We start from the raw sequence: 17,039 nt of genomic DNA, 5'->3' as shown, positions 1-17,039 counted from the left end.
TTATCTGGCAGCGCTGCGAAAATTAAAATTTTGATGGCTTAAGTATCCGACAAACTTCCGCGAGAACCGTTTCTAGTTCCTGAGAAAAAGCGACCTCTTTGAGTTCAGGAGCCATTTCGCTTTTTCGCATAGATTGATGGAGAAGTCGATCTGCCACTTTCCTTACGTGTTGTTCCAGGCGTTCTACGCAAGCTTTGAACGACCTCCCCCCACCGCCATAGTTGGCAGCTACCTCAGCAAATGACTTCAAATTGAACACAGGTGGGATGTGATCAAGGATTGCTCGCGTAAGGAAGATGACTGCGTGGGCATGGCGTCCAGCGGCGCATGCGTTTAACTCTTCACACAGGCAAATCAAGCGGGTGCAATCAAAATTAGGGTGCTCTATACGCCTCAATGAGTCCAGTCGCGCTGCGGTCACGAATTTTGAGTCTTCTGAACTCGATACACCGACAACTGCTTCCCAACTTAATCCAAGTCCAAATGACTGAGCAGGGAATAACGATGACGATACATCGCAAAGTTCCGGTGGGCGAGTCGCCATGGCAAGCTTATTTTCAAAAAAAGTTACGCTGCTCGGCGAATGACATAGCTCAATCACGTCCTCAGTAATTGCAAGAAACCATTTACTCCGGTCTGCTGACTGCCCGCCAAAATAAATAGGCATGGTGGGCAAGTTAACGATCCGTGTGATTCCAGCGAGCTCGCGAGACTCGCTTGCAGACAATCCGAGCTTTGCACAGATGAGATCGGAGTCGATTTGGCGTAACTCGCAGTCTTCTTGGTGCAACGATTTCACCAGATCCAACAGGCGGATGAAAAGGTCCGTCAGTACTTTGCCTTTCGATGTCGATAACGCACCTAGTAACGTCAATGCGTACCCTCGTTCGCCAGATTCGAATTGTTCAAAAAAGAGTCCTGGTGCCATGCCTGCGACGACATCGGTAAATGGCTGCGTGCCCAACACCCGCAAGAGACTTCGCTTCGGGAATGATGTTCCTGTCTCGCACAAACGTTCCCATAGAGCGTCCAATAGAGTGAGTTGATCTGCGGTCAGGCTGTTCGGGAGGTAAGACATCACGAATAAGGACTGTTTGGGAATTGCATTTATGAAGGCGGCCGAGAATTCATCGGCCTTTCGATTCTGCAGCATAAAATCATCTCATGAGACATGACTGTCGCACGCGCCCCGCAAGAGCTTCAATGAGGCGGGGGCATTTATCGCGGTATATCTTGAGAATTATTGTACTGAAACGCAACTATAGAGCATCTTTGGCAAATAAAACATTCCAAAAAAGGAATAGCAACTTATAGCATGTGCTGATGGAATAAAATCCAAGCCAATAGGTGAGGCTAGGACTCCACAGCTTATTACCTACTGATAATAGGGGCGCAAAGACTTTGAACGAGAACAACAAACCTGCAGCAACGAACGGCGCCTCACTGGCCACTAGTACGGCGGCAAGTGGCCCAGCCGGGAGCCATTTTGAAGGCCAGGTTGCTGCCTCTTATTTGTTAGCAATGTTGAGCTGCGCTCCACCACGCGGGCTGCCTGGAACAATGATTGAGCGTGTGGCTCTTCAGCAAGCCAATACTGGCCGGGCGCTCGACGATGTCGTCATACATGCCCACGATATTTCTGGTGGTAAGGCTGTGCTTGAGATCCAGGTTAAAAGGGATATAACTTTTTCGCCGGCGGACCCGATATTTCGTAAGGTAGTTGGTCAGATTGTGAGAGCCTCGCGCCATGAGGATTTCTCCAAAGTCCGCTACGAATTGGCGATCGCGACCACGAAGGGATCACGAAAGATTGATGGGGCGTATCAAGACGTACTTATGCTTGCGCGACAGATTGGTGACGCGACCACGTTCGTCGCTCAAATCGGCCTCGCTGGCGCAGCGAATGATGACATGCGAGCATTCGTACAGACGTTCAGAACTCATCTTCGCGATGAAGGCGCACCTGACGACGACATCTCTACATGGCAGTTGCTCCGCAGACTTCAGATACTCACTTTCGATTTCACAGCAACGGGTTCTGCATCTGAGGATCTTGCGCGCGAACGTGCCGCGCATGTTTTGCATGGAGATGATGTTTCCCGGGCCGGAGCGCTATGGGGAGTTCTCGTCGAGACGGCGATCAACGTCGCCAAAAATGGAGGGGATCGCACACGAGAGACGTTGCTACAGTTGCTTTCCTCCCTCGGCTTTCGTTTTGTCGGAGATCGGCGTCATGCAACGGCGCGTTCGGCTTTAGCCGAGGCTTCGAGACTGGCCGTCGCAGATATTCGCAATCGCGTCGGAAATGTTGTACTGACTAGGCAAGAGCGAATTGCTGCTGTCTACGATGCGCTTGATCGTGGTCGCTATGTTGAGATCAGGGGGGACGCTGGCGTCGGAAAGTCAGGAGTGCTGCGACACTTGGCGGAGCAGCTGAGCGCCGAAGGTCAAGTTGTGGTGCTAAGTCCCGGACGGTGCGTGCCCCGCGGGTGGCAGGCAATGCGGGCACAACTTGGCTTCGATGGCAGCATCCGCGAGCTCCTGGTTGAACTTGCGAATGACGGTGGTGTGGTCCTCTTTATCGACAACCTCGACTTTTTCACCGACGAAGAGCGACTGACAGTGGTTGATCTTGTACAGGAGGCTGCTTCTGTGCCGGGTATCGCCCTCGTTACTACGGTCCGACAAGGATTCGATGTTGAAGAACCAACTTGGCTACCTGCCGATGCTCTTGACCGTTTGGGGCGAACTACGCCCATCGAGATCAATGGTCTAAGTAAGGCGGAGATTGAACAGTTGAAGGCAGGCGATCCAGCGCTTGCGCAACTCTTGGCCGACAGCCACCCGGCGCATCAAGTGACGCGAAATCTATTTCGTTTAGCGCGTCTTGCGGGCCAGACCGTCACAGATCCTTTGCCGCGAACAGAAATTGACATGGCGGTGCAATGGTGGAAGACCGCAGACGGAATTGTCGATAAGGGATGGCGTGACCGTGGACGACTGCTCCAAGATGCAGCGGAGCAAACGCTTCGTCGGGCGGATACACTTGATGTTAAGGGCAGGTCATCTGAATCTATCGACGCATTGATCGCCAGCGGAACATTCCGGAATCTGGGAATTGATCAGGTCGCTTTCCGCCATGATGTTTTCAGAGAATGGGCGATCGCAAATGTACTACACGCAGACGGTAGCTGGATTGATCGCTTAAGTCTGGAGCGACCTGCACCTGCGACATTGGCAAGAGGAATTGAGCTAGCAGCGCGTGCCGCGATCGAGCGTGCCACGGACGGTAGCGCTTGGTATTCCTTGGTAGGGCGTCTGAGCCGGACTGGCGCACATCAGAGTTGGCGTCGTGCAGCTATGCTCGCGCTCGTGCGCACCGAGGCCGGTACCGTGGCGCTGCAGCGTGCAGCTCCTGAGCTAAATAAAGACAATGCTGCGCTGCTCCGCGAACTTATCCGCACTGTCTTGGCAGTAGAGGTCGTTCCTGCGGCAACTCAATGGACACCGGATGTGTTGCGGGCGCTAGGTGTTGATCCTGAAATTGTTCCAACGAATTTGAACATACCGCGAGGATCGGTGTGGCTGGAGTTGATCCTCTGGCTGTTGAGCCTTGGTGATACGGTGCCGACAGCAGCAATTCCTGAGATCGTTGAGTTGTACACGACCTTTTCAATCGGAACTTTCGGGCTTACCGACATAACACCGCTCGTAACGCGCCACATATACCGCTGGTTGAGGTTGATGGAGCCGAGTGATGCGATGCTATCACTTAATCAGGGGGCCGTCTTCTGGGCTGGCCTCCAACGCGAGCAGCTGCAGTCACTCAAGTCCGATTTGCGCAGCGCTTTTCTGATGTTTTGCAAACATACACCTAAACTCGCGGCAGAGTACTTGCGGGCAGTGGCGCAAAGCAAATATAACGATGACCTAGTGCGTAGCATCTTGAAGATGCGTGGGACTTTGGCGCAGGCCGCACCTGCGGAACTGGCGGATATCACAGCCCAAGCACTAATAGAGAAGCTGCGACCACGCGATCATCACTTTGGTCACGAACGGGAGGAAGCTTTTACATTCCTCGATAGCGAATTCCTCCCAGCGTCTCCTGCACAGGGGCCGTTCTTCGACCTATTAACCAATGCACCGACGGACGGGCTGGCACTGGTCAGAAAGCTTGTCGATCATGCTGTTGCGCATGGGAGTCGCGGACGCAGCCCTGAAACGGATATGATCAACCTCCCACTGGCTGGTGGTCCCCGTAGTTTTCCTTGGACGCAAACCTATTTCTGGTCACGTGGAAGCCACTACTACAGCGTCACTTCTGCGCTCATGGCACTCGAAGCGTGGGCACATCATCGGATTGATACTGGAGCAGCCTTTGAGGATGTTCTCGCAGACGTTTTGGGCCCCGTTGCTTCCCCGGCCGCCTATTTGCTTGTGGCAGTGGATTTGATCATCTCCCATTGGCCCAAATCAGAGGACGTCGCCGCTGAATTTCTGGGGTGCCCTGAACTGCTTTGTCTTGACCATACGCGCCAAGTCCACGATAGCCATGAAGAGTTGGATTTCGTTCTTGCGGGCGCTTGGCGTCCCGAACCGCGTGGTTCTGTCAGTAGAGTGGAACTTAAGCGGCGCGCGTCTAGGCGAACAACTCTGGATGAAATGATCGGCAACTATGCGCTGACGGTAACGCAAGAGCAGCGAGCCAAGCTAGTTGCGCTGCTTCAGCAGGCGGCAGTGCGCCTCGGTCCTCCAGATCCTGAATCCACACTCGGCAACCCTGCATTTATGGTTCTGCATGCGTTAAATCTCGCCGAGCCGGCGAATTGGCGTGAGGTAGCTGTACCCCTGACAGATGGCTCAATTAAAACGGCACGACAGTATGTATCACCAGCCGCGGAGCAATTACATCTTCAAGCGTTAAGGGATGTGGCGGCCGCATCTACGGCCGATTTAGCGACCCAGTCAGCGATAAGGCTCGCTGTCGAAAATCCATCGTACTTGTCGCCTCAAGCCCGCTCGGCTGCTGTCGCATGGGCTCGTCGCGTAGCAAGCGAAGCCGGTCCCATGCTCGAAGAGAGTGATGATGATGGCACGCAACGCATGCAGAAAATGTCAGTACTTACAGCCGCAATGATCGTAATGAGGGACGGCGATGACGCGCTACGAGCTCAGAATCAAGCATGGGCTCGGGCTCAGCTGGAGGCTGCTCTGAATGCAGGAGAGGATGACCCGGTGCATCAAATCCGTACCGGGCTGCACTACAATCCGACAGCGACCGCATACCTTGGGATGATCTATGCACTAAGATATCGCAATTCACGGGAGGATGTTCGCGCTCTACTGGAAATTGTGGCAGGCGATAACCCCGCAGTGGCGCACGGATTTGGCGCAGCCATTTCAGTTTTGGCGGCTATCGATTCTCGACTACCGCCAGCGTTGTTGCGATGTGCATTAAGCTCCTGTGTAGTACCGAACCGCGAATGGAATTTGGCGGCGGAAGAGGTTACCGCACGTGCGAAACGGCGGCTGCAGTGTGCGAAGGCTGCGGTTGATGCAGAGATCGAGTGGCTTATGGATAGCGGCCAAGAACCGAAATGGCCACTCGCTCCTCATGAGCACGCTCGTCGGAAAAAATCGGTTCGGTTTCCCCAAACACCTCGTATCGATGAAAAAATACCGGAACCGCAGCCTGCCACGGAGTATTTTAATCATCAAGCTGCTGCATTGTGGCTTCGTCAAGCCCATGGTCTGCTTGATGAAAAAGCCCCTCCATGGTTCTTGGAGTTGGTCAGGACTTATATGCCTTGGACGATCAGGGCAAATGGCGCCGAATTAGACGATTGGGATGAAGCTGATCACCCGCCGATGGAGTGGAACAATGCTTTCTTTGCGCTTGCAGCACGTTGCATGGCAGGGCTCAAGTTTGAGGAAGCTACGACGATGGTCGTGAAGCCCATCACCACCTTGCCAGACAGGCATTTCTTTAATGTGGTCGCCGATTTTCAGCGCGGCATCGACAGCGTATATTTTGGAGAGGGTGACATTTCGACTTCAGTTGCCGTTGAGATTCGGGCAGCTCTGGCGACGCGCATGATGACAAGCCGTGGTTGGGAGCGGCTGAAGGGAAGCAAAGAGATGTCGATAGAAATGCACATCGGCCCTGCGATCGCGGTACTATTTTTCAACGACCATTACTTCGCGCAAAGCACGAAATGTTATTTGCACCCAAAAGGCGCTGAACGCGTTGGACCTTTTCTACCGCTGCTCGAAGGTTTAACGAAGTCAGCACCATCGCCTTTCGTTGCGCTGGTGTTGCTGAATCTGCTTGAGGTCGCTCCGCATCCTGAATACCTCGACATTCTAGTTGTCGCGGGAGGAGCATGGCTCGGTGCTTACTCAGACTTTCGACCGTTTTGGGTGGATCATAGCTTCGGCCGCCGTTGGTGCGCGATTGTGGAGAACATTTGCACCCAAGTTCCTGCTGCCGTTGATTCGCAGTTACCGATTCGTGATGCTATTGATGGCATAGTAGCTGCGCTAGTATCGCTCGGCATTCCTGAGGCCAGTCGGCTTGAGGAGGCGTTGGCTCGTATTTGAAACGAAGGCACGCAGTTCTAGATCTTGTAGCCCAGCGCATTCGCAGCAAGTTGTACTGCACTGTAGGCGCCACCCAAATCTGACACGACGCTAACCGCCGTACCGATCATAGGAAGAAGTGCCCCGAGCCGTGCTTTGCTAGGTTTAACTTTAGCAAGCTCGGTACGAGTGTCTGCGATTAACTCGGTAATCTCACCTTTGTCATGATGTGGAAGAGCTGGGATTTTTTCTAAACCTTCTAATAATTGGCTTAGTGTGCTCTCAAGTTGCGCGTATTGGGACTGTTCGGGATGAATGGTGACGTTTGCGATCGACGAATCGCCGGTCAAAACGGAACCAACTGTTGAGTTGTTGAAGACGAAATTATTCATAGGATAGCTCTGTTGGGTTTGGGGTGATGCGGTAGGTAGCGCATTTTGCACAAAGCGCGAAAATTTCCGCTCAAAGGGAACAAGAACGCCTCCCACTAACTTACGAAGGTTGGATGTGTAGCTGTTTCCTGCGTTGTAGAAGGTTATAGCGAAATTGAGCGGGAAATCTGCATCCTCAGCGAATCGATCAATTAATAAGATCGTCATGCCGAGCTCAGCCTCTGAACTATCGGGCCAATCCAAAATTGCACTACCAGCCATGCCTCCTTGCGTCGCGTAACCAAGCGCTAGCCAAGCATCCAAGTCTAGACTGGTAGTCAGCGAGTTGACTAGGTCTTCCAATTCGGGCCGTCTCACCAGTCGCGCGAGTTCCTTGAAGTGTCTGGAAGCTGTTTGGTAATCGGCGGATTGAAGATCCAAAATAGCTTCGCGAATCTCATCCAATAAGGTTGAAATAGTGTTGCCTTGAGGCATTGATTTCTCTCCCGCCACTCGAGCCGTCTGTGCTCGCTCTAGAATTAGCTTACGTAATCCGACCTTGTATTGGTCGCCCATCTTTTTAATAATGCCGTTTCCAGGATACTTGGAAACAATCTCGTCTATACATCGGTCTGCCGCAGCCAACGTAGTCTCTATCGCAGTTGGATCTGTTGCTACAAAACTGAACTTCGCCTCCACTCCCTGATAGGCTTCTTGCGCTTGTTTTAGCTCGCGCTGCAATTTGTGTAGTCCGTCAAGTTTCAAATTTATCACCATTATTTGAGCCGTTCATAGATGTAAAGCGAGATTACGAACTGTCTCCGCGCCAATCTCGCAGGGCCAAGCTGTTAAGTTACACTGAAAATTGCCTAAACGCTCATGCGAATCAATATGCCTCAACAGTCATTAAATGGCCCGTACTTGCTTTTATTTGGCAATTAGATTATGTTTCCCGTGGGAAAAATCAGTTAACTTCAGATGAAATACTCCGAATGGTTGAGTAATTGCGAGCAAGTCGTGGCTGCCGTGCTGCCGGAATGCTTCGAGGACGGAGCTATCAGCGGATGGCAGGAAGACTACATTACCACCCGTCTGTTGAGCGTCTTAAAAAGAACCGGTACTGAGCTGTCTTGGGACGATGCGGGCCAGAAAACGACGTGGCAGGCATTTAAGTTACGCGGCCTTAGCGAACGGAAGTTTGGCGACATAGCACTTCTCGTGCGGGTGTATCTCGGCCCGGCGGACTTCCTTGAAGGTGTCGCCTTTTACGAAGCGAAACGTGGGTATTATGGCCCCCATGGTCACCCGCAAGGTTTTTTGGCGCTGCGTCCAGCACAACTATCCGCAATCCATCAAACCACGCATGCTGGCCATGTCCTGTTCTATGAAGTCCAGTCCAACCCTACAAAAGGATATGAAGGAATCGCAACAGCTGTCCCTACTGCGTTCGTCAATAAGTTGCGCCAAGACGATGCGGTGCGGCACGCGGCACGATTACGCTCACTCGGCCGGCCGTGGATTGAAAACCTAGGCGCAAATATGCGTGGGTTTAATCTGGATTTCAGCCCAGACGCAGTAAATGCTATTAAGCGTGCAGCTGATTCCCTTCGACCGCCGTCCGTCGTTCTGCAGGTCGCGATTAGTACCGTTCCAAGCATGAATCCGAAACTCGACTGGTACCAGCCATCGCCTACGAAATATGCCGCTTGGTCTGACATGCCAGAACCTAATCTATCCTCGGACGATATCGACGAACCGGAGGAACCAGATGAGCCGCGCCGTACAATCGCACCATAACAAAGTTCAGGTTGTGGGCTTTCTTCTACGTAGCCTGCTGCTGACCACACTTTTCCACTCCAGCAGTTTTGCTCTGGAAGCCGGCGTGATGCCTCCTTTTGGAGGTGTGCCAGCTTACGAAATACGTGCACCGAACGGCGAACTAAGCCTGGTGATCGGCAGTTTGCATGTCCCTCATGCCGAACTGCGTCAACCAGCCCTTTCGGTACTGGATGCGGCTAGGGTCTATGTTGTCGAGCACGTTGAAAATCAGCCTCAGGCACCGTCGCCGCTTGCCGACGCTCGCCACCTGCGCCTCGGGCCAGATGGCGTGACCAGACGTGCCGATTGGGCGGCATCCTTGTCCGATGTGGATGTAGAGACATTGCGCGCCAACTTATCCTGTGCGACAGGTGTGCAAACTCCGCAGTCTTTTATGGACCTGTTGATGCTCAGCCGAAGCGCTAGGCTATTCAGCATGATTGCTTACAGCCCTTGTGCTCCACCGGGGATGATGTCGCGTGATTCGCTCTTGCAACGTGCAGCAGATCAGCGTGGTGTCGCTACCGTTGCGTTGGAAACGCAGGAAGCAATCGAAAAAAGACGGGCATCGATATCCGAACGCGTTTATCGAGCGACTTTGCATCATGCGCTGACGATGGACATCGATAAGGAATTTAAAAAGATCGTTCAAGCTCTGAACGATGGCGATTTCGAAGCGATCGTGACAATCAACGAGCAGGTTGTGGGCACGAACGAAGCACGAAGGTACTACCGCATCATGGTGAAGGAGCGCAACCAAGCCTGGATGGCGCCACTTAAAATCCAGCTGAACCAAGGGCGTGCCGTTGTTTTAGTGGGAGCGGCACATCTACCAGGGCGCGAAGGGATTCTGGCATTGTTGGCGAAATCGGGCTATCGAATTCGAGAGGTCCGCTTGCCAGCAGCAGATACCGTAATCACACCTACTAGCGATGTTGATAGATGAGATTGCTACTTGATTGATTAGCCAGCTCGCTCAAATTCGTACACAAGGAGCGCCGATGCGCCAGTTACATGATGCATGGACAATTCGTCATGAGTTTACACGGTTTTCGCGTTGGCAGATGCTTGCCGCAGCACTTTGCCGGCCCAGTCTCTATTATCTTGCCGATATTTATTTGGGCCTCATCATTGCTGTCTTGTTGATGTTGGCAGGCCAACTGCAGCAAAATGTCCTGATCATGGTAGCGGCACTCGGTCCTATTCACTTCGCGAGAAAGGCTATTACGCCAGCCCTTCGGAATGCGCATCCGGTCGCAGACAATGAGATCGGACTGGAATATAAATACCGCCGAGACTTTCAATATTTCCGTTTTAAACTGTTCTCGCAGAGCCTGTTGGCGAAGGGGATCACGCGTGATAGGGTAAAAGAGCTCAGTGGAATGATTCAACTGGAGTCGGAGCTTGGTCAGGCACATCCACCAGCTGCTGGACGTTCAGTTTTTGCCATCCAGCTCACGCTGTTCCTCGGGTTGCTCGCGGCCTTGGGCAGTGTCGATAGATTCTGGATACAGGGATATGTTCCTATGATGCTGGCAACACTGCCGATGACAATGTATGTCACCTATTATCTGCTGGCTGTGTTTCCTCCGCAGCTTTATCAGGAAAAAGAGCTCGCTTTATTTTTGCAATGGTATTGCCTCTCCGATTCCGAAAAACGGCCAGCATATGCTTCCGGCGCATCGATTCAGGAGAGGCCATGAGCTACTCTGCGTTCATAGCGTCGGTTCAGCGGTGTGTAGAGAAAGAAGGCGTGCTGGTGTCTGTCGAAAGTTTGGTTGCCGCTGCGTCACCGAATTGGACCAACGAAGAAGCAATATGCTTGGAGATCGAGATTCCTAATATCAGGTTCTACGAGCATTGGTCTGCCGCAGACGGTATCTGGATCGTCAGGGGGAATAATGGAAATGAGATCCACCCTATCGTCGCAGCGTTCGTCGTTGCACCCAACGAGCACCTGCCACTGGCACGCGTTTACTTTTCTCAGCTCACATTTTTGGAAGCAGCGATCTTTCTCACAAAGAAGAAGAATGCGAACATTGCCGTGGTCGACGTGATGTCGCAGGAACAACTGAACCAGATCGTCGACGCGGACGGTGCAGGCAAGCGTATTCGACGCTATCAAGAAATTTACCAATCTACAGCGAACCAGACGCTCACGGAATTGCAGTCAGGTCGTGTCGCCAATACATTCGTCACAAACGTAGATCTATTAGATACCGGTGATCGTTGCTTTGTATGTGATCAGTTAAGCTCTAGGATCATGACAATGACGATTGGGCGTTCTGACACTGGAGCATCTTCCATCTGTTTCTCGCTGTGCCAGCCTCATGCGGAAGAGGCAAACGGACAATTTTTGATTGAATTCTTGGCGGAGAAGTTCGGCATCAAGGTGCCATTTGATATACAACCGATTGAACAGACTCAAGCCACTGAAACTCTTGCGCTACGAGCGCTAAAGGAATTGGACTGCGAGGTGTACAAGAAAGATCTTGATCGGCAAACTTTTTATGGTCGGCGAAAGTCAGGCTTCGAAATTATCCTACGCTGTTACACGCGACAGTTGGATAGTTATGCATATATGGTACTTACCCCTGCAGTGAAGGGAAGCAAACAGGAAAATGTTCGCCGAATTGACGATGCGAAGGATCACCCCGAACAAACCATTAGATGGGATCATCGGCATACCAGTTTGCCGAAGAGTAATAAGGAAGTCCAGCCAAGCTTTACATTCGGTATGCCGATTGCCGATATTCAGCTGATTAAACGAGAGGTCGAAGAAGCCGAACAGTGCTATCAGAAAGCCAAGCTCATCTAGTGAGCAAGACTTGTACTTGAGACGAGCGCTCGTAAACTCAATCGCTGGAACTACTGTTGTCTCAAATTCGACAGGTACAACGGTAGGTAACTATATTTCTTCTCAGAAATCATCTTAATTGTTAGTATTGCTTTATCGCTTAACAACGGAAAGCATGACAATGACGCAACCCTCAATCGAACTTCAGGTCGACGCAGGCGATTTTGAGCACGGTCTAAGCCTGAATGATCGGTGGCAGCGCGACGCCTCGGCGAGCTTAGTGCATGCATTACGGCGAACAGGTGAATTTGCTATGGTATATCGGACGCGACGAGCTAAAGCCCCCGATTTTGTTCACGCAATTCATGACGCAATTTTTGTGGCCGCACCGCGTGGCGCTGGAAAGACCGTATTCTTGCGCAATGCCAAGGCAATGTGGGAGGAACAAGAAAAGTCGAATGAGATTAAGTTGCACTTCTGCCCGGAAGTGGATCCTACCTTGCTAGTTGATAATGATAATTTTGCAAATGTTGTGATCGCACATTTATTTAATCAAGTCGAGCAATGTCTTGGGGATGACTCAACAAACAGCAAGCTACGCCCTGTCTTTTATGAAGCGCTTGAGCATCTAGGCGCCGCCTTGGGCAATGCAGAACATGCTAGCAATGATTTAGCAGGGATTGACCGTATTATCAGTTATCGCTCTGGCATTCAGCTGGAACGCTATTTTCATGATTATGCTCAGGCATGCGCTGACATACTTGGAGTTACCGCCATTGTTCTCCCGATCGACGACGTTGATATGGCCCTGGGGCGTGCGTTCGAAGTCTTGGACGTGGTGCGACGTCTCCTAGGCTGTCCGTACATCATTCCCTTAGTCAGCGGTGATAAATCCCTATATCAACCGATTGTAATTGATCACTTTGTTCATGGTGGTGATACGGCGAGCGGACGTAAACTATTATCGCTAGCTGATGCGGAAAAGCTTACCGATGCATACTTGACGAAGCTATTTCCAATTGAATATAGAGTTGGATTGCTGCCTCTTGATGAATTAGTATCTTCAATGAACATTGTAGAAAAGGGCGTTGAAGATAGTACTCCTGCTAATTATTATTTTTCGCTGCTTCAAAATGAAGTTTGTCCTTTTGTAAACGGTGAGGAAAAAAGTCACAATTGGCCCCGTCCGACGACTGCGCGCGAAATGGTACAACTTTGTCGTCTTCTCCCTCCAAGTTTCGTATGGGCAGAAGACTCCAAAACTAAAGATTTTTGGTATCGCTATCAGGCGCTTGCCGAAGCGCGTTATCATGGTTCGGCTTACTTGACCGCACTTGCAGAACGTCGCCTCATGAATATTCGGATTTCCGAGGAATTTATTCGGCTTAATGAATTAACTGCTTTTAACTTACTGCAACAAGCTCGGCAGGAGCAAAGTGAGTGGAATGAACGCTCTTACTTTGAACAAATCGATGCTGCAATTCTTGCCTTAAAATTAAGTCCATCAATTGAAAATTCCCAAAGGCATTTCGTTAAGGATTTGAAGGATCGTCCTTTTACATTGCGTAGTATGCCACCAGTCGAGTTCTTCACGGAAGTCCTACAAGTACCAAAATTCAAGGAGCAATTACGGGACCATAATATTAATGGTCATGACCGCTTCGTCTTCAATCTGTATTGCCATCATGCTTTTTACGGTACGTCCAGGCGTACTTCAGCACAGATATTTTTTGGACGTCCACTTGAAATTTTGTTTCTTTCTCTGTTTTTAGCCAATGGAACAGAAGAGCCCGGGGATGAGCGTGTAGATCAGTGGAATACTTATTTGGATCGGATTATTGCAGCTCCCCCGTTTCATTCCGCCTACTCTTTAGCTCCAACGAAAACGCTGGACGATGATAATTTAGAAGCAATGGGCGATGAGGACTCTTCTAAAGCTAGGGGGGACTCAATGATGGAGAAAAAACTCAACAATGCCGCTGCTAATAGTCAACGCACCTTCGCGCAAAGGATTGCCAATTGGGAGTTTGAGAATTGGGACGCATTGAAGCATGCACAAACTACTGGCCTTGTCAATCTACTGCATTGTGTATTTAATAAGTCATTTACTCAACTTCATATCATGCGCGTTAAAGCAAATCATATATTTGTCAGGGATGAGTTGACCGACGTAGTGAGACGCTTCGAATATGTTTTAATAAACGCATTTGCTAGTTTTTTGAATCCTAAGGTGGTACAACAGAATACAGCTCACACGCCCAATGTCGAGTTGATAAGAAATCCAAGTTTATATGGACAGAAAGATCCTTCTTTTCGCGATAATGTTATTAATTTTATCGGAAACCGGGAAGCGGCGCTTAATAGAAAAAATCTCAAGACTATTGAGCAAGCTTTACTGGGCGCTATATGGGCGCACCCACTATTTGAACTGGTTGTTGGGAAGTCTAAAATTACGCTAATGCGATCTGGGAAACGTCGGATCACTAAACCAAGCGCTAGGAACCCTGCTACATTCGCTATGCAGTTACGCAACATGATGCCCCGTTCCCAGCGTTTAGTAGAGAATATGACAAAAGGGCAAGCGGCAAAGTTACTCTCGCAAATGCGAGAACTTTGCCGCAGTCACCAAACCAGTCTGGAGAAAGTGTATGAAGGCCGCGCACGGGGCAAAGCGCTATACATGAGTGTACGAAGGGTCGCCGGCCTCAAAGGATCATAATCTTGTTAACCTTAGAGCTAGACTGGCTTGCTGCTGTATCGCTGCTACGCTCCGATCGATGGCTGGAATTCTACATGCAACCAGAGCGAACGCTCCAGTCTTTGGAACCGAGCAAGCTTGCAGTTGCAGCGCTAATGGATCTGCAGTATTACCAGAGCGATGGAATACGCATTGAAGATGCGAAGTCCGCGCTAGAGCCATGTTTGGCAGACCAGTTGGATAACTCATCCAGCCTCGATTTCCTAACGGCCATAGCGAATCAGCTGCTAGATTTTTCCGAGATTACTGGCAGGGTAACCGTTAAGGATGAGTGCCTGGAATTATGGACTGCTTTAATCGCTAAGGTGGATCCAGTTTGGTTTATCGCTGCTCGCCTAGCCGAGCAGCTGTCTAATCAAGCTGAACCTGCAAACATGGTTGAGCAGCTCGAATCGGTAGAACAATGTGCGAACGCTTTCGGCATTAGCGAGGCAGGACTGAAGTATGCCGACAATCATCTACACATAAGTGGCATGGGAGGTCCGGCATTAGCTCTACTAGATTTCGCAGTGAGTTTAGGCTCCTCATTTCGTAAAGGCGACACCTGGCCACATCAGCCGGAATTCACTCTATACGGAAGTGGAAAACGGGACCTCGATGAGCTTCCCCGACTTTTGAATAATTTGTTTTATTTCTTGGCTAATGACATTTTTGGGATCAAGGCACAACTACGTTTTCCTCGTTGGCAGGCGCCAAGCCTTTGGGTACCTGTAAAACAAAGCATTCATAGGAGCATGGATACAGGCATCAAAGATACGATTTGCCAACACCTGCTGCATATCGTCTTCGACCAGGCAGCTGCGCCGCAACGTCGTTGGCTAATGCTCGCAACAGCCTTACTCTTGCATGACCGCATGGCGTCTCCGCAGAATGTCAGGCACTTCGCATTACGTGCGTTTATGCATGCGAGTAATGTATTTCGTTCAAGCATGATTTCTGCCGGCACAGGCCTAGGCAGTTTTCTTGAGCATTTCCGATTTGTAAGTCGAAAAGGACGAGATAACGAAGCCTATCGGAAATTTTCCGTTATTCATAATGCGGCGACCAACGTTTCTTGTGAATTTAAGGTAGGAAAGGTTGATATAGAGATAAGCAAACTAGCTAGTAGCGCTGGACTACTGATCCAGTCCGGGCGGGCCGACAATGCGCATTTTGTCTATCACTTTACTCGTGAAACTGGAAACAGAGCAGCTGGTGATAGGCTGTATGCAGGGAAACGTCACTCAGCCAAAGCCGTTGCCGAGAATATTTTAAAGACGCTGCTGTCATCTAAAGCACGCAAGCACATACTGTCATTGCCATCGAGTTCAGTTAGCGTGACTTTGGATTTAGCTCTGCTACTTCGAGGAATTGATGTTGCAGGTGATGAAAATGGCTTGCCTATCGAAGTATTTGCGCCAGCTATTCGTTATCTACGCCATGAATGGATCAATAAGACACCTGTTCCATTGATTGACTGCTCCAGTATGCAGCCTCTGCACCTTAGCATTCACGCGGGGGAAGATTTCAGCCATATCGCTAGTGGCATGCGTGCTATCGACGAAACAGTCGAATTCTGCGCTTACGGTGACGGAGACAGGCTCGGTCACGCTTTAGCACTTGGGATTGATGTTCGCCAATGGATCGCACGACAGCGGAAAATCTACATCAGCTTACAAGAGCACTTGGACAATTTAGTTTGGTGCCACTCCCGAGCTATGACCTGGATACCACCTGGTCACCCGGGACGGCAAGCCGCCATTGAAATTCTTGAACAAAAAATTGCGGGCTGGTCCGAAAAGCTTTATGGAGCAGTTCAGACGCCCGCTGTATTGCACACGGCATGGACACTCCGAAAAAACTGTCCTCTCAAAGCTAAAGACCCCGTCGCGGCGCGAGCTCCTATGCAAAAACCTTGGGTACCTGATGCAGATTATTTGGCCAACAACCGGAAATCCATAGAAGTTAAATTATGGCGCCAGTACATCGATCCTCTGCAGTTACAGCATCGCGAAAGGCAGATTCGACTCTATACGAGCGATAGCCTGTTACCAAGTTTGGAGGTGGTAGGCAATGATACTGAGGTGATATCAGAGCCAGAAATTGAACTGCTGACGATGTTACAGGACGCTATGATGGAAAGCCTAGCTGAGAAGAAAATCGCGATTGAAGCTTGTCCCACATCTAACGTGTATACAGGGCGTCTTCGTAATCATCAAGAACATCCAATCTTTCGTTGGGATCCACCAGACTCTCGCGAGCTGGTCGCGGGGACAGGTATGGCAAATATTCACAGCTTACGAACACAGCCGCTTCGCGTCTGCATTAACACTGACGATCCGGGCTTGATGCCTACCACAATCGCGCATGAGTACAAGCTAATCGAGTCTGCAGCGCAGCGGCTCTATCATGCAGTGCCTGCGCAAAACAACAATGTGCAAACTTGGATTACCCGCATACTTTCAAATGGACAGGAAATTTTCGATGGTCGTCATCGGCGTTGGCAGATCCAGAAACTTAACCCCTAGCGCCGATGACTTGGGTGCGCGGTGCAGTCTTAGCTACACCGAATATTTATCCAAGCCGCTGGATGATCGCCGCTCCGTATAGGAGCGGCTCAGTTATTTCCGATAGTAGATAGCGTCGGACGGCATCGCGTGAGATGCCGAGTCGTCGGGCAATCTATCGTATGGGGATCCGGTCACGACGGTGCGAGCGTCGAATTATTCTTAGCAAT

9 protein-coding genes are annotated in these 17,039 nt (G+C 50.6%); 7 read left to right on the top strand and 2 right to left on the bottom strand.

Translation table 11 applies throughout. The features are described from left to right. Nucleotides 1-22: 22 nt before the first annotated feature. Nucleotides 23-1,153, bottom strand: a complete 1,131-nt coding sequence (locus ACXZ1M_RS13450; RefSeq protein WP_459053641.1) for a hypothetical protein — start codon at nt 1,151-1,153, stop codon at nt 23-25. A 248-nt stretch (nt 1,154-1,401) separates the two neighbouring features. Between ACXZ1M_RS13450 and ACXZ1M_RS13445 the strand changes: the two genes are divergently transcribed. After that, nucleotides 1,402-6,600 carry an NACHT domain-containing protein gene (locus ACXZ1M_RS13445; RefSeq protein ID WP_459053640.1) on the top strand — a complete coding sequence of 1,733 codons (5,199 nt, stop codon included), beginning with the start codon at nt 1,402-1,404 and terminating at the stop codon, nt 6,598-6,600. Between the two features lie 17 nt (nt 6,601-6,617). Here ACXZ1M_RS13445 and ACXZ1M_RS13440 read toward each other — a convergent pair whose 3' ends face one another. After that, nucleotides 6,618-7,715 carry a hypothetical protein gene (locus ACXZ1M_RS13440; protein WP_459053639.1) on the bottom strand — a complete coding sequence of 366 codons (1,098 nt, stop codon included), beginning with the start codon at nt 7,713-7,715 and terminating at the stop codon, nt 6,618-6,620. Between the two features lie 213 nt (nt 7,716-7,928). Between ACXZ1M_RS13440 and ACXZ1M_RS13435 the strand changes: the two genes are divergently transcribed. The 6 genes from ACXZ1M_RS13435 to ACXZ1M_RS13410 all read left to right on the top strand — a co-directional run bounded on the left by ACXZ1M_RS13435 (nt 7,929) and on the right by ACXZ1M_RS13410 (nt 16,830). Beyond that, nucleotides 7,929-8,747, top strand: a complete 819-nt coding sequence (locus ACXZ1M_RS13435) for a hypothetical protein (protein ID WP_459053638.1) — start codon at nt 7,929-7,931, stop codon at nt 8,745-8,747. Then, nucleotides 8,719-9,714, top strand: coding sequence for a TraB/GumN family protein (locus tag ACXZ1M_RS13430; RefSeq protein ID WP_459053637.1), 996 nt, complete (start codon nt 8,719-8,721; stop codon nt 9,712-9,714). Before ACXZ1M_RS13435 ends, ACXZ1M_RS13430 begins: the two co-directional genes overlap by 29 nt. A 55-nt stretch (nt 9,715-9,769) precedes the next feature. Continuing rightward, nucleotides 9,770-10,471 (top strand): hypothetical protein, encoded by a 702-nt coding sequence (locus ACXZ1M_RS13425; RefSeq protein WP_459053636.1) that lies wholly within the window; start codon nt 9,770-9,772, stop codon nt 10,469-10,471. Continuing rightward, a complete protein-coding gene (locus tag ACXZ1M_RS13420) occupies nt 10,468-11,586 on the top strand; it encodes a hypothetical protein (protein WP_459053635.1) in 1,119 nt (372 codons plus the stop codon). The genes ACXZ1M_RS13425 and ACXZ1M_RS13420 overlap by 4 nt, the downstream gene beginning before the upstream one ends. Nucleotides 11,587-11,740: 154 nt before the next feature. Next, the gene (locus ACXZ1M_RS13415) at nt 11,741-14,284 is read left to right on the top strand and encodes a hypothetical protein (protein WP_459053634.1); all 2,544 of its coding nucleotides are present in this window, start codon (nt 11,741-11,743) and stop codon (nt 14,282-14,284) included. A gap of 2 nt (nt 14,285-14,286) precedes the next feature. After that, a complete protein-coding gene (locus ACXZ1M_RS13410) occupies nt 14,287-16,830 on the top strand; it encodes a hypothetical protein (RefSeq protein ID WP_459053633.1) in 2,544 nt (847 codons plus the stop codon). Nucleotides 16,831-17,039 lie beyond the last annotated feature (209 nt).

The sequence above is a fragment of the Duganella paludis genome (genome assembly GCF_054461335.1).
The sequence above is the reverse complement of the archived record's forward strand: the minus strand, read 5'-3'. Positions and strand labels throughout refer to the sequence as shown.